14 protein-coding genes, 2 tRNA genes and 1 pseudogene are annotated in these 17,764 nt (G+C 53.4%); 15 read left to right on the top strand and 2 right to left on the bottom strand.

Annotated features, from left to right (window positions below; translation table 11 throughout):
* Positions 1 to 6: 6 nt before the first annotated feature.
* Positions 7 to 483 carry a transcription elongation factor GreA gene (gene greA / locus KTH07_RS17815; protein WP_006812122.1) on the top strand — a complete coding sequence of 159 codons (477 nt, stop codon included), beginning with the start codon at positions 7 to 9 and terminating at the stop codon, positions 481 to 483.
* Positions 484 to 634: 151 nt separating this feature from the next.
* On the opposite strand, the gene yhbY is transcribed toward greA, so the two are convergent.
* Positions 635 to 928 carry a ribosome assembly RNA-binding protein YhbY gene (gene yhbY / locus KTH07_RS17810; RefSeq protein WP_003861814.1) on the bottom strand — a complete coding sequence of 98 codons (294 nt, stop codon included), beginning with the start codon at positions 926 to 928 and terminating at the stop codon, positions 635 to 637.
* A gap of 127 nt (positions 929 to 1,055) precedes the next feature.
* Here yhbY and rlmE point away from each other — a divergent pair, with 127 nt between their 5' ends.
* From rlmE to KTH07_RS17780, 6 genes and pseudogenes are all read left to right on the top strand, one after another.
* A complete protein-coding gene (gene rlmE, locus KTH07_RS17805; RefSeq protein ID WP_003861812.1) occupies positions 1,056 to 1,682 on the top strand; it encodes a 23S rRNA (uridine(2552)-2'-O)-methyltransferase RlmE in 627 nt (208 codons plus the stop codon).
* A gap of 102 nt (positions 1,683 to 1,784) precedes the next feature.
* Positions 1,785 to 3,719, top strand: a complete 1,935-nt coding sequence (gene ftsH, locus KTH07_RS17800) for an ATP-dependent zinc metalloprotease FtsH (RefSeq protein WP_003861810.1) — start codon at positions 1,785 to 1,787, stop codon at positions 3,717 to 3,719.
* Between the two features lie 98 nt (positions 3,720 to 3,817).
* Complete coding sequence (folP, locus tag KTH07_RS17795; RefSeq protein WP_003861807.1) at positions 3,818 to 4,666, top strand: dihydropteroate synthase; 849 nt, start codon at positions 3,818 to 3,820, stop codon at positions 4,664 to 4,666.
* Positions 4,659 to 5,996, top strand: coding sequence for a phosphoglucosamine mutase (gene glmM / locus KTH07_RS17790; protein ID WP_063162062.1), 1,338 nt, complete (start codon positions 4,659 to 4,661; stop codon positions 5,994 to 5,996). Before folP ends, glmM begins: the two co-directional genes overlap by 8 nt.
* 222 nt (positions 5,997 to 6,218) lie before the next feature.
* Positions 6,219 to 6,552: pseudogene (secG, locus tag KTH07_RS17785) on the top strand (preprotein translocase subunit SecG).
* Positions 6,553 to 6,561: 9 nt separating this feature from the next.
* Positions 6,562 to 6,648: transfer RNA gene (locus KTH07_RS17780), tRNA-Leu, on the top strand.
* Between the two features lie 188 nt (positions 6,649 to 6,836).
* Here KTH07_RS17780 and argG read toward each other — a convergent pair.
* Positions 6,837 to 8,183, bottom strand: coding sequence for an argininosuccinate synthase (gene argG / locus KTH07_RS17775; RefSeq protein WP_015571974.1), 1,347 nt, complete (start codon positions 8,181 to 8,183; stop codon positions 6,837 to 6,839).
* Between the two features lie 286 nt (positions 8,184 to 8,469).
* Between argG and KTH07_RS17770 the strand changes: the two genes are divergently transcribed.
* From KTH07_RS17770 to pnp, 8 genes are all read left to right on the top strand, one after another.
* Positions 8,470 to 8,546: transfer RNA gene (locus KTH07_RS17770), tRNA-Met, on the top strand.
* A 207-nt stretch (positions 8,547 to 8,753) separates the two neighbouring features.
* Positions 8,754 to 9,206, top strand: a complete 453-nt coding sequence (rimP, locus tag KTH07_RS17765) for a ribosome maturation factor RimP (protein WP_014833432.1) — start codon at positions 8,754 to 8,756, stop codon at positions 9,204 to 9,206.
* A 28-nt stretch (positions 9,207 to 9,234) separates the two neighbouring features.
* Complete coding sequence (gene nusA / locus KTH07_RS17760; RefSeq protein WP_003861798.1) at positions 9,235 to 10,737, top strand: transcription termination factor NusA; 1,503 nt, start codon at positions 9,235 to 9,237, stop codon at positions 10,735 to 10,737.
* A 24-nt stretch (positions 10,738 to 10,761) separates the two neighbouring features.
* Positions 10,762 to 13,449 carry a translation initiation factor IF-2 gene (gene infB, locus KTH07_RS17755; protein WP_006812117.1) on the top strand — a complete coding sequence of 896 codons (2,688 nt, stop codon included), beginning with the start codon at positions 10,762 to 10,764 and terminating at the stop codon, positions 13,447 to 13,449.
* 106 nt (positions 13,450 to 13,555) lie between these two features.
* Positions 13,556 to 13,960: a 30S ribosome-binding factor RbfA gene (gene rbfA / locus KTH07_RS17750; RefSeq protein ID WP_003861793.1), complete on the top strand. Its 405-nt coding sequence runs from the start codon at positions 13,556 to 13,558 to the stop codon at positions 13,958 to 13,960.
* Complete coding sequence (gene truB, locus KTH07_RS17745; RefSeq protein ID WP_032618939.1) at positions 13,960 to 14,910, top strand: tRNA pseudouridine(55) synthase TruB; 951 nt, start codon at positions 13,960 to 13,962, stop codon at positions 14,908 to 14,910. The genes rbfA and truB overlap by 1 nt, the downstream gene beginning before the upstream one ends.
* 154 nt (positions 14,911 to 15,064) lie before the next feature.
* The gene (rpsO, locus tag KTH07_RS17740) at positions 15,065 to 15,334 is read left to right on the top strand and encodes a 30S ribosomal protein S15 (protein ID WP_003861789.1); all 270 of its coding nucleotides are present in this window, start codon (positions 15,065 to 15,067) and stop codon (positions 15,332 to 15,334) included.
* A gap of 242 nt (positions 15,335 to 15,576) precedes the next feature.
* Positions 15,577 to 17,715 (top strand): polyribonucleotide nucleotidyltransferase, encoded by a 2,139-nt coding sequence (pnp, locus tag KTH07_RS17735; protein ID WP_017693919.1) that lies wholly within the window; start codon positions 15,577 to 15,579, stop codon positions 17,713 to 17,715.
* Positions 17,716 to 17,764: the final 49 nt, after the last annotated feature.

Raw genomic sequence — 17,764 nt, 5'->3', positions numbered from 1 at the left:
TAACAAATGCAAGCTATTCCGATGACCTTACGTGGTGCCGAAAAACTGCGCGAAGAGCTGGATTTTCTCAAATCCGTGCGTCGCCCTGAAATCATCGCCGCTATCGCGGAAGCGCGTGAGCATGGCGACCTGAAAGAGAATGCTGAATACCACGCGGCGCGTGAGCAGCAGGGTTTCTGTGAGGGGCGCATTAAAGATATCGAGGCGAAACTGTCTAACGCGCAGGTTATCGATATCACCAAAATGCCAAATAATGGCCGTGTGATCTTCGGCTCTACCGTCAGCGTCCTGAATCTGGACAACGACGAAGAGCAGACCTATCGCATCGTGGGTGATGATGAAGCGGACTTCAAACAGAACCTGATTTCGGTGAACTCGCCGATTGCTCGTGGCCTGATTGGCAAAGAGCAGGACGATGTGGTCACCATCCGCACCCCTGGTGGTGAAGTGGAATACGAAATTATTAAGGTTGAATACCTGTAATTCGCTTCTCTACAAAGATGTTGATACATTGTAAAGAAAAGAAAAAGGCCGCATAGCGGCCTTTTATCAACTCAAGGAGCATGGCATTTTGCTCGCCTGCTGAAAGAAATCCCTCGTTTCACACAGAAAATGTGTTCGATTCAGGATATCCTTAACGTGGCAGCGAGATTTTGCGCTCTTTAGATGGGCGATAGAGCACCAGCGTTTTACCGATGACCTGTACATTACAGGCGCCGGTTTCGCGCACGATGGCTTCCACGATCAGGTTTTTAGTGTCTCTGTCTTCAGAGGCGATTTTCACCTTGATCAGCTCGTGGTGTTCCAGCGCTTGTTCAATCTCGGCAAGCACCCCTTCGGTCAAACCATTGTTGCCAAGCATCACTACAGGCTTGAGCGGATGTGCCAGACCTTTAAGGTGCTGTTTTTGTTTAGTACTCAGATTCATCGTATATTTTTGCTTACGTTGGGATTGAAAACGGTTCATTCTACCGCCATCTCCCTAATATCGCCAAATAGCTGCGTAGAAATTTACGTCACAGGCAAGCAACGATGAACCAGGACGGAAATGTTAAATGACAGGTAAAAAGCGTTCTGCCAGCTCCAGCCGCTGGCTTCAGGAACACTTTAGCGATAAATATGTTCAACAGGCGCAGAAAAAGGGGTTGCGTTCCCGCGCCTGGTTTAAACTTGATGAAATACAGCAAAGTGACAAACTTTTTAAACCGGGAATGACGGTGGTCGACCTCGGTGCGGCACCTGGCGGATGGTCCCAGTATGCGGTTACGCAGATCGGCGGAACGGGCCGAATCATCGCATGCGATCTTTTACCAATGGATCCCATCGTCGGTGTCGACTTCCTTCAGGGCGACTTTCGTGATGAATTAGTGCTTAAAGCACTACTTGATCGTGTAGGTGACAGTAAGGTCCAGGTTGTCATGTCGGATATGGCGCCAAATATGTGTGGAACACCGGCGGTGGATATCCCCCGCGCCATGTATCTGGTGGAACTAGCGTTAGAAATGTGTCGTGATGTACTAGCGCCTGGTGGTAGTTTTGTTGTGAAGGTGTTTCAGGGCGAAGGTTTCGAGGAGTATCTTAAGGAAATTCGCTCCCTGTTTGCGAAGGTCAAAGTTCGTAAGCCGGACTCTTCCCGGGCCCGTTCCCGTGAAGTGTATATTGTAGCGACCGGGCGAAAATGATAACCGGTAGATTTCAGGCGAAAGTTTGAATGAAACTGGATATAGAGTATCCTGACGCTGTTTTTAACACAGTTGTAATATGAGGTTAATCCCTTGAGTGACATGGCGAAAAACCTAATACTCTGGCTGGTCATTGCCGTTGTGCTGATGTCAGTATTCCAGAGCTTTGGGCCCAGCGAGTCGAATGGCCGCAAGGTGGATTATTCTACCTTCCTGCAAGAGGTCAATCAGGACCAGGTTCGCGAAGCGCGTATCAACGGACGTGAGATCAACGTTACCAAGAAAGATAGTAACCGTTACACGACTTACATCCCGGTGAACGATCCTAAGCTGCTTGATAACCTTCTGACCAAAAACGTCAAAGTGGTAGGCGAGCCGCCGGAAGAACCAAGCCTGCTGGCTTCTATCTTCATTTCCTGGTTCCCGATGCTGCTTCTTATCGGCGTCTGGATCTTCTTTATGCGCCAGATGCAGGGCGGTGGTGGCAAAGGTGCCATGTCGTTCGGTAAGAGCAAGGCGCGTATGCTGACGGAAGACCAGATCAAGACCACGTTTGCTGACGTAGCAGGTTGTGACGAAGCAAAAGAAGAGGTGGGTGAACTGGTTGAATACCTGCGCGAGCCGAGCCGTTTCCAAAAACTGGGCGGTAAGATCCCGAAAGGCGTCCTGATGGTCGGCCCTCCGGGTACCGGTAAAACCCTGCTGGCAAAAGCCATCGCGGGTGAAGCGAAGGTGCCGTTCTTTACTATTTCAGGTTCTGACTTCGTTGAAATGTTCGTGGGTGTCGGTGCATCTCGTGTGCGTGACATGTTCGAGCAGGCTAAGAAGGCAGCACCGTGCATCATCTTCATCGATGAAATCGACGCCGTAGGCCGCCAGCGTGGCGCAGGCCTGGGTGGTGGTCACGATGAACGTGAGCAGACGCTGAACCAGATGCTGGTTGAGATGGACGGCTTCGAAGGTAACGAAGGTATCATCGTTATCGCGGCAACTAACCGTCCGGACGTACTCGACCCTGCGCTGCTGCGTCCAGGCCGTTTTGACCGTCAGGTTGTGGTCGGTCTGCCGGATGTTCGCGGTCGTGAACAGATTCTGAAAGTGCATATGCGACGCGTACCGCTGGCGCCAGATATCGACGCGGCAATCATTGCGCGTGGTACTCCAGGCTTCTCCGGTGCGGATCTGGCTAACCTGGTCAACGAAGCAGCACTGTTTGCCGCTCGCGGTAACAAGCGCGTGGTGTCCATGGTGGAATTCGAGAAAGCGAAAGACAAAATCATGATGGGGGCGGAACGTCGCTCCATGGTGATGACGGAAGCGCAGAAAGAGTCCACGGCATATCACGAAGCGGGCCACGCGATTATCGGTCGTCTGGTGCCGGAACACGATCCCGTACACAAGGTGACGATTATTCCGCGCGGTCGTGCGCTGGGTGTGACCTTCTTCCTGCCTGAAGGCGACGCGATCAGCGCCAGCCGTCAGAAGCTGGAAAGCCAGATTTCAACCCTGTACGGCGGTCGTCTGGCTGAAGAGATTATCTACGGTGCGGAACATGTTTCCACCGGTGCGTCGAACGATATTAAAGTGGCGACAAACCTGGCGCGTAACATGGTGACTCAGTGGGGCTTCTCCGACAAACTCGGTCCGCTGCTGTATGCAGAGGAAGAGGGCGAAGTATTCCTGGGCCGCTCTGTGGCAAAAGCGAAACATATGTCCGATGAAACGGCACGTATCATCGACCAGGAAGTGAAAGCGCTGATTGAACGTAACTACGCTCGCGCCCGTCAGATCCTGAACGACAATATGGACATCCTGCATTCGATGAAAGATGCGCTCATGAAATATGAGACCATCGATGCACCGCAGATTGACGACCTGATGGCGCGCCGCGAAGTGCGTCCGCCGGCAGGCTGGGAAGACCCAGGCGCGTCTAACAATTCTGACAACAATGGCACCCCGCGTGCGCCGCGTCCGGTCGATGAACCGCGTACGCCAAACCCGGGCAACACCATGTCAGAGCAGTTGGGCGACAAGTAAGTCACTGCTGTTGAAGCGTTTGTCTGTATCTCAAACCCTGGAGCTTGCTCCGGGGTTTTTCTTATCTGTTTAACCACATTAATCCCAGGGACTTCACCATGAAACTATTCGCCCAGGACTCGCATCTCGACCTTTCACATCCCCATGTGATGGGGATCCTGAATGTCACGCCTGATTCCTTCTCTGACGGCGGCACGCATAATTCGCTTATCGACGCGGTTAAACACGCGAATTTAATGATTAACGCGGGTGCCACTATCATTGACGTTGGAGGGGAGTCAACGCGGCCTGGCGCGGCGGAGGTTTCAGTGGAAGAAGAGCTGGCGCGCGTGGTGCCGGTGGTGGAGGCTATCGCCCGGCGCTTTGAAGTGTGGATCTCCGTTGATACCTCCAAACCCGAAGTGATCCGTGAAGTGGCGAGAGTGGGCGCTCACATTATCAATGATATCCGCTCGCTGACCGAGCCGGGCGCGATTGAAGCCGCCGCAGAAACCGGGCTACCGGTGTGTCTGATGCATATGCAGGGTCAGCCTAAGACAATGCAGGAGGCGCCAAAATATGAAGATGTGTTTGCCGACGTCACCCGCTTCTTTATTGAGCATATCGAACGCTGTGAACGTGCGGGTATCGCAAAAGAGAAATTGCTGCTCGACCCGGGCTTCGGTTTCGGTAAAAATCTCTCACACAATTACGCGTTGCTTGCGCGCTTATCAGAGTTTCATCAGTTCGGCCTGCCACTGCTGGTGGGAATGTCGAGAAAATCGATGATTGGTCAGTTGTTGAATGTCGGGCCGAGCGAACGTCTGAGCGGCAGTCTGGCCTGCGCGGTGATTGCCGCGATGCAAGGTGCACACATCATTCGCGTCCATGACGTAAAAGAAACAGTAGAAGCCATGCGTGTGGTAGAAGCCACACTGGCAGCGAAGGAAAACAAACGCTATGAGTAATCGTAAATATTTTGGTACCGATGGCATCCGTGGGCGCGTAGGCGATGCGCCAATTACCCCTGACTTTGTCCTGAAGCTGGGCTGGGCAGCGGGGAAAGTGCTGGCGCGTCATGGCTCCCGTAAGATCATTATTGGGAAAGATACCCGTATTTCGGGTTATATGCTGGAGTCCGCGCTGGAAGCCGGGCTGGCGGCGGCGGGGCTTTCAGCTTCCTTTACGGGGCCAATGCCGACCCCTGCTGTTGCCTATCTGACCCGCACCTTCCGTGCGGAAGCGGGCATCGTCATTTCAGCTTCCCATAATCCGTTCTATGACAACGGTATCAAATTCTTCTCCATCGAGGGCACCAAACTGCCGGATGACGTGGAAGAGGCGATTGAAGCGGAAATGGAAAAAGAGATCACCTGTGTTGACTCCGCTGAGCTGGGTAAAGCAAACCGTATTGTCGATGCCGCAGGCCGCTACATTGAATTCTGCAAAGGCACTTTCCCGAATGAGCTGAGCCTGGCACACCTCAAAATTGTGGTGGACTGTGCCAACGGTGCGACTTACCACATTGCGCCGAATGTGTTCCGCGAGCTGGGTGCCAAAGTGATCACTATCGGCTGCGAGCCGGATGGTCTGAACATCAACGAAGAAGTCGGCGCGACAGACGTGCGTGCGTTGCAGGCGCGTGTGCTGGCTGAAAAGGCCGATCTGGGTATTGCCCTGGATGGCGATGGTGACCGTGTGATCATGGTTGACCACGAAGGTAACAAGGTCGATGGCGATCAGATCCTCTACATCATTGCCCGTGAAGGCCTGCGTCAGGGGCAACTGCGCGGTGGCGCGGTGGGCACGCTGATGAGCAATATGGGCCTGGAACTGGCGTTGAAACAGCTGGGCATCCCGTTTGTTCGTGCGAAAGTGGGTGACCGCTACGTGCTGGAAAAACTCCAGGAGAAAGGCTGGCGTATTGGCGCGGAAAACTCCGGCCACGTGATCCTGCTCGATAAAACCACCACCGGTGACGGTATTGTGGCGGCGCTTCAGGTTGTTGCCGCGATGGCGCGTAACCATATGAGCCTGCACGATCTGTGCAGCGGCATGAAAATGTTCCCGCAGATTCTGGTCAATGTGCGTTTCACCGCGGGTAAAGGCGACCCGCTGGAAAATGATAACGTGAAAGCGGTGATGGCAGAGGTGGAAGCGACTCTTGGCAGCCGTGGGCGCGTCCTGCTGCGTAAGTCGGGTACCGAGCCGCTGATCCGCGTGATGGTGGAAGGCGAAGACGAAGCGCAGGTAACCGAATTTGCGCACCGCATTGCGGATGCAGTCAAAGCTGCATAATCTTTCAGAATAAGTGTTTAAAAAGGCGGCGTTTGCCGCCTTTGTTTTAAGCAATGAATGGCTTTTTGCTGTTTTTTTCCGCAGTTGATACAATGCCTCGAAAATGCCCTTGCGAAGGTGATTCGCTTTGGTTAGTATTCACACCCGCTTCAGTGGGAAACAAAATCCTGCTAATTGGTCGAAGCATTGGTATGCGGCAAATCCGCAAGGAACAGGTTGATTATGTACGAAGCTCTTTTAGTTATTTTCCTTATTGTAGCCATCGCTCTCGTAGCGCTGATTATGCTACAGCAAGGTAAAGGCGCTGATATGGGAGCCTCCTTCGGAGCAGGCGCTTCCGGTACGCTGTTCGGTTCAAGTGGTTCTGCGAACTTCATGACCCGTACGACGGCGATTCTGGCTACGCTGTTCTTCATCATCAGTCTGGTGCTGGGCAATATCAACAGCAACAAGACCAGTAAAGGAAGCGAGTGGGAAAATCTGAGCGCGCCAGCAAAAAACTGAGCAAACTCAGCCAGCTGCACCGGCTAAGCCAACCAGCGATATCCCGCAGTAAGTATTCCGTACCGAGGTGGTGGAATTGGTAGACACGCTACCTTGAGGTGGTAGTGCCCTAACGGGCTTGTGGGTTCGAGTCCCATCCTCGGTACCAATATTCCAGAAGAAAGACGTCGCAAGACGTCTTTTTTTTCGTCTGTACATTCTGTGTATCCGATCTTTTGTAGGGCGGGTAAGCGCAGCGCCACCCGCCGTTTTGCCCGGTGGCGCTGCGCTTACCGGGCCTACGAAGACCACAAAAAAGGCGCCCAATGGGCGCCTTTTTGCATGACTTGCTGTCGATTATTTCTTATCGCTGTGTTCCAGGTTCTCAACCTGAGGGAGGCCATTACCGGAACTGGCGGAGAGCAGGCCATTCTCAACATAGTTGAACAGCTTCTCACGGGTATCGGTGATGTCCAGGTTACGCATGGTCAGCTGGCCAATACGATCGTCCGGAGAGAACACTGACTCACCTTTCTCCATGGTCAGACGCTCTGCTTTATAGGTCAGGTTGTCAGACACGGTATTGAGGATGGAGTAATCATTGCCGCGACGCAGTTCCAGGGTCACTTCGCCGGTGATTGCGCTTGCCACCCAACGTTGCAGGGCGTCACGCAGCATCAGCGCCTGTGGATCAAACCAGCGACCCTGATACAGCAGTTTGCCCAGCTGACGGCCATGAGAGTGATACTGCTCAATGGTGTCTTCGTTGTGAATACCGGTCAGCAGACGCTCGTAAGCGATGTGCAGCAGCGCCATCCCCGGAGCTTCGTAAATGCCGCGGCTTTTCGCTTCGATGATACGGTTTTCGATCTGATCGCTCATACCCAGCCCGTGACGACCGCCGATGCGGTTTGCTTCCAGCATCAGTTCAACATCGTCGGAGAAGGTTTTACCGTTCAGGGCAACCGGATGACCACGTTCGAAACGCACGGTCACTTCTTCCGCCGGGATCTTCACGTTCTCATCCCAGAACTTCACGCCCATGATCGGGTTAACAATTTTTACGCTGGAGTTCAGGAATTCCAGGTCTTTCGCTTCGTGCGTCGCACCCAGCATGTTGGAGTCGGTTGAGTAGGCTTTCTCAACGGACATCTTGTAGTCAAAGCCGCAGGCAATCATAAACTCAGACATTTCATGACGGCCACCCAGCTCGTCGATGAAGTCGGTATCCAGCCACGGTTTGTAGATCTGCAACTCGGCGTTGGTCAGCAGGCCATAACGATAGAAACGTTCAATATCGTTGCCTTTATAGGTGCTACCGTCCCCCCAGATGTTCACGCCATCTTCTTTCATGGCGGCAACCAGCATAGTGCCGGTGACGGCACGACCCAGCGGGGTGGTATTGAAATAGGTCAGGCCGCCGGTCGTATTATGGAAAGCACCGCACTGGATTGCGGCAATCCCTTCGGCAACCAGCTGCTTACGGCAGTCGATCAGACGTGCGTTCTCTGCGCCATATTCCATGGCACGACGAGGGATCGCGTCATAATCTTCCTCGTCCGGCTGACCCAGGTTCGCAGTATATGCATAAGGAACCGCTCCCTTCTGGCGCATCCACAGCAGTGCAGCGCTGGTATCCAGGCCGCCAGAAAAAGCGATGCCAATACGTTGTCCTACCGGGAGATGCTTGAGAATCGTCGTCATATAATAAAACCCTGCTTGATTGACTGATTAGAGACCGCTTTCGCTCTCGATGCATGTTTATGCAAAATAAGTGAGTATTCATTTAATCATCTTTTATCGACGACCGAAAGAGACGTGTGCGTTTTTTGTAAAAATTTCCCTTTTATTGCCCAGGCTGAAGTTGGGTTGACAGGTGGGGTCAACTATCAATATACTGAACGCCGATTTTACGTCCCGTCTTCGGTACCAAATCCCAGCATTATTTGCAAATTCTGTCCAAAACGTGTAGAATTTGCCACGTTTCAGGCGCGGGGTGGAGCAGCCTGGTAGCTCGTCGGGCTCATAACCCGAAGGTCGTCGGTTCAAATCCGGCCCCCGCAACCACTTTCCCATAAAGTTCTTTTTCAAATATACTGTGAAGACTTAGAGCCTTCGTAGCTGGATTTGAAAAAATGCTTTCGGAGAGTGCTCCAGGCCACAGTTGTGGCTATAGGGTTCAGTTATCTAAAGCCCCGATTTATCGGGGTTTTTTGTTATCTGACTACAGAATAACTGGGCTTTACGCCCTTTTTTTATGTCTTGGGGGTGGGCTTGTCCACATTAGAGCAAAAATTAACAGAGATGATTACTGCGCCGGTCGAAGCACTGGGCTACGAACTGGTCGGCATCGAATTCGTTCGCGGCCGTACATCCACACTGCGCATCTATATTGATAGTGAAGATGGCATCAATGTTGATGATTGTGCTGATGTCAGCCACCAGGTGAGTGCGGTTCTTGATGTTGAAGATCCGATTACCGTTGCGTACAACCTGGAAGTTTCCTCACCTGGCCTCGATCGTCCGATGTTCACGGCCGAGCACTACGTGCGCTTTACCGGTGAAGAAGTGGCTCTCGTTCTGCGTATGGCCGTACAGAACCGCCGTAAATGGCAGGGAATTATCAAAGCCGTTGATGGTGAAATGATCACGGTGACAGTCGAAGGCAAAGATGAAGTGTTCGCGCTGAGTAATATCCAGAAGGCGAACCTGGTTCCCCACTTTTAACAGTCTGGATTGAGGTGAAAAGCCCGCGATGAACAAAGAAATTTTGGCTGTTGTTGAAGCCGTCTCCAACGAGAAATCACTGCCGCGTGAGAAGATTTTCGAAGCGCTGGAAAGTGCACTGGCTACAGCAACCAAGAAAAAATACGAACAAGAGATCGATGTTCGCGTAGAAATCGATCGTAAAAGCGGTGACTTCGATACATTCCGTCGTTGGGTAATCGTTGAAGAAGTGACCCAACCGACCAAAGAGATCACGCTGGAAGCGGCACGTTTTGAAGACGAAAGTCTGAACGTGGGTGACTACGTTGAAGATCAGATTGAATCTGTTACCTTCGACCGTATCACCACCCAGACCGCGAAGCAGGTTATTGTGCAGAAAGTGCGCGAAGCCGAGCGCGCGCTGGTTGTCGATCAGTTCCGCGATCAGGAAGGCGAAATCATCACTGGTGTGGTGAAGAAAGTGAACCGCGACAACATCTCTCTGGAGATCAAATCCGAAGGGCTGCCGGGTAACGCTGAAGCCGTGATCCTGCGTGAAGACATGCTGCCGCGTGAAAACTTCCGCCCAGGCGACCGTATTCGTGGTGTGCTGTATGCCGTACGTCCTGAAGCGCGTGGTGCACAGCTGTTCGTGACGCGTTCTAAACCAGAAATGCTGGTTGAACTGTTCCGTATCGAAGTGCCGGAAATCGGCGAAGAAGTTATCGAAATCAAAGCGGCGGCCCGCGATCCGGGTTCCCGTGCGAAAATTGCGGTGAAAACCAACGACAAGCGTATCGACCCGGTCGGTGCTTGCGTCGGTATGCGTGGCGCACGTGTTCAGGCGGTTTCTACCGAACTGGGCGGCGAGCGCATTGATATCGTTCTGTGGGACGATAACCCGGCGCAGTTCGTGATCAACGCAATGGCACCGGCTGATGTGGCGTCTATCGTTGTTGACGAAGACAAACACACCATGGATATCGCTGTAGAAGCGGGCAACCTGGCGCAGGCGATTGGCCGTAACGGTCAGAACGTACGTCTGGCGTCACAGCTGAGCGGCTGGGAACTCAACGTGATGACCGTTGATGACCTTCAGGCCAAGCATCAGGCTGAAGCCCACGCGGCGATCGATACCTTCACCAAATACCTGGACATTGACGAAGACTTCGCCACTGTGCTGGTTGAAGAAGGTTTCTCTACGCTGGAAGAACTGGCCTACGTGCCAATGAAAGAGCTGCTGGAAATTGACGGTCTGGATGAACCAACCGTTGAAGCCCTGCGTGAACGCGCTAAAAACGCACTGACCACCCTGGCGCTGGCTCAGGAAGAAAGCCTTGGCGATAAGAAGCCGGCTGATGACCTGCTGAATCTGGAAGGTCTTGATCGTGCGATTGCGTTCAAGCTGGCTGCCCGTGGTGTTTGTACGCTGGAAGATCTCGCTGAGCAAGGCGTTGATGACCTGGCCGATATCGAAGGTTTAACCGACGAGAAAGCCGGCGAACTCATCATGGCCGCACGTAATATTTGCTGGTTCGGCGACGAAGCGTAATAAACTGTAGCAGGAAGGAACAGCATGACTGATGTAACTGTAAAATCTCTGGCTGCTGAGATTCAGACCTCCGTGGACCGCCTGGTACAGCAATTTGCTGATGCAGGGATCCCGAAGTCCGCTGATGACTCGGTGACCGCGCAAGAAAAACAAACCTTGTTAGCGCACCTGAACCGTGAACACGGCTCTACGCCTGACAAGTTAACGCTACAGCGTAAAACGCGTAGCACGTTGAACATCCCTGGTACCGGTGGCAAAAGCAAGTCGGTACAAATTGAAGTCCGCAAGACGCGCACCTTTGTAAAACGTGATCCGCAAGAGGCAGAACGCCTTGCCGCGGAAGAGCAGGCACAGCGTGAAGCGGAAGAACAAGCTCAGCGTGAGGCAGAAGCCACTGCCAAACGTGAAGCAGAATTAAAAGCTGAACGTGAGGCCGCAGAAAAAGCGAAACGCGACGCCGGTGAAAAAGCGAAGCGTGACGCTGCGGAAAAAGACAAAGTGAGCAATCAACAGACCGACGAAATGACCAAAACTGCCCAGGCTGAAAAAGCCCGCCGTGAAAATGAAGCTGCCGAGCTGAAGCGTAAAGCGGAAGAAGAAGCCCGCCGCAAGCTTGAAGAAGAAGCTCGCCGCGTCGCCGAAGAAGCGCGTCGCATGGCAGAAGAAAACGAGAAGAACGGTGTGAATACCGCTGAACCAACTGAAGATACCAGCGATTATCACGTCACCACGTCTCAGCATGCGCGTCAGGCAGAAGACGACAACGACCGCGAAGTTGAAGGTGGTCGTGGCCGTACTCGCAGTGCAAAAGCTGCGCGTCCTGCGAAAAAAGGTAACAAACACGCCGAATCAAAAGCTGACCGTGAAGAAGCGCGTGCAGCGGTTCGCGGCGGTAAAGGCGGCAAGCGTAAAGGTTCCGCTCTCCAGCAGGGCTTCCAGAAGCCTGCTCAGGCCGTTAACCGTGACGTTGTGATCGGCGAAACCATCACCGTTGGCGAACTGGCTAACAAGATGGCGGTGAAAGGCTCTCAGGTCATCAAAGCGATGATGAAACTGGGCGCAATGGCCACCATCAACCAGGTCATCGACCAGGAAACCGCACAGCTGGTTGCCGAAGAGATGGGCCACAAAGTTATCCTGCGTCGTGAAAACGAGCTGGAAGAAGCAGTCATGAGCGACCGTGATACGGGCGCAGCGGCTGAACCGCGCGCACCGGTCGTGACCATCATGGGTCACGTTGACCACGGTAAAACCTCTCTGCTTGACTACATTCGTTCTACTAAGGTTGCCTCCGGCGAAGCGGGTGGTATTACCCAGCACATCGGTGCTTACCACGTAGAAACCGAAAACGGCATGATCACCTTCCTGGATACCCCAGGCCACGCAGCGTTTACCTCAATGCGTGCTCGTGGTGCTCAGGCAACGGATATCGTTGTTCTGGTTGTTGCTGCCGACGATGGCGTGATGCCACAGACCATTGAAGCTATCCAGCACGCGAAAGCGGCGCAGGTGCCTCTGGTTGTCGCAGTTAACAAAATCGATAAGCCAGAAGCCGATATGGATCGCGTGAAGAACGAACTGTCCCAGTACGGCGTTATGCCGGAAGAGTGGGGCGGTGAAGCGCAGTTCATCCCTGTATCTGCAAAAGCAGGTACCGGTATCGACGACCTGCTGAACGCTATCCTGCTTCAGGCTGAAGTTCTGGAGCTGAAAGCGGTTCGTAAAGGTATGGCGAGCGGCGCGGTAATCGAATCCTTCCTGGATAAAGGTCGTGGTCCGGTTGCAACCGTTCTGGTTCGCGAAGGTACTCTGCACAAGGGCGACATCGTTCTGTGTGGTTTCGAATACGGTCGCGTTCGTGCGATGCGTAACGAACTGGGTCAGGAAGTGCTGGAAGCGGGTCCGTCCATTCCAGTGGAAATTCTCGGCCTGTCCGGTGTTCCGGCTGCCGGTGACGAAGTCACCGTGGTACGTGACGAGAAGAAAGCGCGTGAAGTCGCTCTGTATCGTCAGGGTAAATTCCGTGAAGTGAAGCTGGCTCGTCAGCAGAAATCCAAACTCGAGAACATGTTCGCCAACATGACCGAAGGCGAAGTTCACGAAGTGAACATCGTTCTGAAAGCGGACGTTCAGGGTTCTGTGGAAGCGATCTCCGACTCCTTGCTGAAACTGTCTACCGACGAAGTGAAAGTGAAGATCATCGGTTCTGGCGTAGGTGGTATCACCGAAACCGACGCAACCCTGGCAGCAGCGTCCAACGCGATCCTGGTTGGCTTCAACGTTCGTGCTGACGCATCTGCGCGTAAAGTGATTGATGCTGAAAGCCTGGATCTGCGTTACTACTCCGTCATCTATAACCTGATTGACGAAGTGAAAGCAGCGATGAGCGGCATGCTGTCTCCTGAGCTGAAACAGCAGATCATCGGTCTGGCTGAAGTACGTGACGTGTTCAAATCACCGAAATTCGGTGCGATCGCGGGCTGTATGGTTACCGAAGGGACCATCAAGCGTCACAACCCAATCCGCGTACTGCGTGACAACGTGGTTATCTACGAAGGTGAGCTGGAATCCCTGCGCCGCTTCAAAGATGACGTTAACGAAGTCCGTAACGGCATGGAATGTGGTATCGGCGTGAAGAACTACAACGACGTTCGCGTTGGCGATATGATCGAAGTGTTCGAGATCATCGAAATTCAGCGTACCATCGCGTAATCTTCGTCAACTGAAGATTAATTAGCGTAGGCCGGGTAAGCGAAGCGCCACCCGGCAGTAATTTTAAAAAGGGGCTTAAGCCCCTTTTTTGTCTGGAGAATTTATTATGGCGAAAGAATTTGGTCGCCCACAGCGCGTCGCGCAGGAGATGCAGAAAGAGATCGCTCTCATTCTGCAACGTGAAATCAAAGATCCACGCGTGGGTATGATGACCACCGTGTCTGGCGTGGAAATGTCCCGCGACCTGGCGTACGCCAAAGTGTTTGTTACTTTCCTGAATGACCAGGATGAAGACGCCGTGAAGAACGGCATTAAAGCGTTGCAGGAAGCCTCTGGTTTCATCCGCTCTCTGCTTGGCAAAGCAATGCGCCTGCGTATCGTGCCAGAGCTGACCTTCTTCTACGACAACTCGCTGGTTGAAGGTATGCGTATGTCCAACCTGGTGACCAGCGTGGTGAAACATGACGATGAGCGTCGTGTTAACCCGGCGGACGACAGCAAGGAGGACTGATGAGTCGTCCTCGTCGTCGCGGTCGTGACGTGCATGGCGTGCTGTTGCTGGATAAACCACAGGGCGCATCCAGCAACGACGTGCTGCAAAAAGTGAAGCGTATTTATAACGCCAACCGTGCAGGGCACACTGGCGCGCTGGATCCGCTGGCAACCGGCATGCTGCCGATCTGCCTGGGGGAAGCGACAAAGTTTTCCCAGTACCTGCTGGATTCGGATAAGCGCTACCGCGTGATTGCCAAACTGGGCCAGCGCACGGATACCTCCGATGCAGATGGCCTGGTGGTGGAAGAGCGCCCGGTGACCTTCAGCGCGGAGCAACTTGATGCGGCGCTGGACAGCTTCCGTGGTGATACGCTACAGGTGCCGTCGATGTATTCGGCGCTGAAATATCAGGGCAAAAAGCTCTACGAATATGCGCGTCAGGGCATTGAGGTTCCGCGTGAAGCTCGTCCGATTACCGTGTATGAGTTGCTGTTCATTCGCCACGAAGGTGATGAACTCGAGCTGGAAGTACACTGTTCGAAAGGGACCTATATCCGCACCATCATTGATGACCTCGGTGAAAAGCTGGGCTGCGGCTCGCATGTGATTTATCTGCGTCGTCTGGCGGTCAGCAAATATCCGGTCGAACGCATGGTGACGCTTGAGCATCTGCACGCCCTGGTTGAACAGGCGCAAGCGCAGGGCGTTGCGCCAGCCGATCTGCTGGACCCGCTGCTGATGCCAATGGACAGTCCGGCAGTGGACTTCCCGGTTGTTAATCTTCCTTTAACATCGTCCGTTTACTTTAAGAACGGAAACCCGGTTCGCACATCGGGGGCGCCGCTTGAGGGCCTGGTACGCGTGACGGAAGGTGACGAAGGGAAATTCATCGGTATGGGCGAAATGGACGGCGAAGGGCGTGTGGCGCCGCGTCGTCTGGTCGTCGAATATCCGGTCGAAGCGTGACGGTGATAACGCCTCACCTTGCGATAAGCAGGGGAGACGAGTAGAATATCGCCGCTTAACGCCTGGTAAATTGTTTAACAATCTGCGGGGCGTACATGGGATAGCTGAATTAGAGATCGGCATCCTTACATTCTTTATACTTTGGAGTTTGAAAATGTCTCTAAGCGTTGAAGCTAAAGCTAAAATCGTTTCTGAGTTTGGTCGTGGTACTAACGACAGCGGTTCTACCGAAGTTCAGGTTGCACTGCTGACTGCACAGATTAACCACCTGCAAGGTCACTTTGCAGAGCACAAAAAAGATCACCACAGCCGTCGTGGTCTGCTGCGTATGGTTTCTCAGCGTCGTAAACTGCTCGACTACCTGAAGCGTAAAGATGTTGCACGCTACACCGCGCTGATCGAGCGTCTGGGCCTGCGTCGCTAATTCTTGCGAGTTTCAGAAAAGGGGGCCTGATGGCCCCTTTTTTCAACCAGACGGCAGCAATTCAATGGAAACTATTGTATTGTTGCTATAAATGATCTTCATTGCAGAGGTTCGCGCGGCTAATGAGAGGCTTCACCCATGGGGGTGTCGGTTGTCATTAGTCGCGAGGATGCGAAGAAGGTCGGGTTAAATCGTCAGCACACCTGAGGTGTGCTTTCAAACATTTAAGAAAGGACAGAATTTTGCTGAATCCGATCGTTCGTAAATTCCAGTATGGTCAGCATACCGTCACGCTGGAAACCGGCATGATGGCGCGTCAGGCTACTGCTGCCGTTATGGTAAGCATGGATGACACCGCTGTATTCGTTACCGTAGTTGGCCAGAAAAAAGCTAAACCAGGTCAGGACTTCTTCCCACTGACCGTTAACTACCAGGAGCGTACCTACGCTGCCGGTAAAATCCCGGGTGGCTTCTTCCGTCGTGAAGGCCGTCCAAGCGAAGGCGAAACCCTGATCGCGCGTCTGATTGACCGCCCGGTTCGTCCGCTGTTCCCGGAAGGCTTCGTAAACGAAGTTCAGGTTATTGCGACCGTTGTTTCCGTTAACCCACAGGTTAACCCGGACATCGTTGCTATGATCGGCGCATCTGCGGCCCTGTCACTGTCTGGTATTCCATTCAATGGCCCAATCGGTTCCGCGCGCGTTGGCTACATCAACGACCAGTACGTACTGAACCCAACTCAGGAAGAGCTGAAAGAGAGTAAGCTGGACCTGGTTGTTGCCGGTACTGAAGCCGCGGTTCTGATGGTTGAATCCGAAGCTGAACTGCTGAGCGAAGATCAGATGCTGGGCGCTGTGGTATTTGGCCACGAGCAGCAGCAGATCGTTATCCAGAACATCAACGACCTGGTGAAAGAAGCCGGTAAACCACGTTGGGACTGGCAGCCAGAAGCGGTGAACGAGGCGCTGAACGCACGCGTTGCTGCACTGGCAGAATCTCGTCTGAGCGACGCATACCGCATCACCGACAAACAGGAGCGCTATGCTCAGGTTGATGTGATCAAATCTGAAGTGACCGCGACCCTGGTTGCCGAAGACGAAACGCTGGACGCTAACGAGATTGGCGAAATCCTGCACGCCATCGAGAAAAACGTTGTTCGTAGCCGCGTCCTGGCAGGCGAGCCGCGTATCGATGGCCGTGAAAAAGACATGATCCGTGGTCTGGACGTGCGTACTGGCGTACTGCCACGTACTCACGGTTCTGCGCTGTTCACCCGTGGTGAAACGCAGGCGCTGGTAACCGCGACCCTGGGTACCGCACGTGACGCACAGATCATCGACGAACTGATGGGCGAGCGTACTGACAGCTTCCTGTTCCACTACAACTTCCCTCCGTACTCTGTGGGCGAAACCGGTATGGTTGGCTCACCGAAGCGTCGTGAAATTGGTCACGGTCGTCTGGCGAAGCGCGGCGTGCTGGCAGTGATGCCAGAAGCAGACAAATTCCCGTACACCGTACGTGTGGTGTCTGAAATCACCGAATCCAACGGTTCCTCTTCTATGGCTTCCGTGTGTGGTGCCTCTCTGGCGCTGATGGATGCAGGCGTGCCAATTAAAGCCGCCGTTGCAGGTATCGCAATGGGTCTGGTGAAAGAGGGCGACAACTACGTTGTTCTGTCTGACATTCTGGGCGACGAAGACCACCTGGGCGATATGGACTTCAAAGTAGCGGGTTCCCGTGACGGTATCTCTGCCTTGCAGATGGATATCAAAATTGAAGGTATCACCAAAGAGATCATGCAGGTTGCTCTGAACCAGGCTAAAGGTGCGCGTCTGCACATCCTGGGCGTGATGGAACAGGCGATTAATGCGCCGCGTGGTGATATTTCTCAGTTCGCTCCACGTATCCACACCATCAAGATCAATCCAGACAAGATCAAAGATGTTATCGGTAAGGGCGGTTCTGTTATCCGTGCACTGACCGAAGAAACGGGCACCACCATCGAAATCGAAGATGACGGTACTGTGAAAATCGCAGCAACCGACGGCGAGAAAGCGAAATACGCTATCCGTCGTATCGAAGAGATCACGGCAGAAATCGAAGTGGGCCGTATCTACAATGGTAAAGTGACCCGTATCGTTGACTTTGGCGCATTCGTTGCCATCGGTGGCGGTAAAGAAGGTCTGGTACACATCTCTCAGATCGCTGACAAGCGCGTTGAGAAAGTGACCGATTACCTGCAAATGGGTCAGGAAGTACCGGTGAAAGTTCTGGAAGTTGACCGCCAGGGCCGTATCCGTCTGAGCATTAAAGAAGCAACCGAGCAGTCTCAGCCTGCTGCGGCGCCGGAAGCTCCGGCTGCTGAACAGCAAGGCGAGTAAGGTTGCCATTTGCCCTCCGCGCAGGTGGAGGGCTTATTATCAGGCAGGA

The organism is Enterobacter cloacae complex sp. ECL72 (assembly GCF_019056635.1).
Taxonomy (GTDB): domain Bacteria; phylum Pseudomonadota; class Gammaproteobacteria; order Enterobacterales; family Enterobacteriaceae; genus Enterobacter; species Enterobacter hormaechei_C.
The sequence above is the reverse complement of the archived record's forward strand: the minus strand, read 5'-3'. Positions and strand labels throughout refer to the sequence as shown.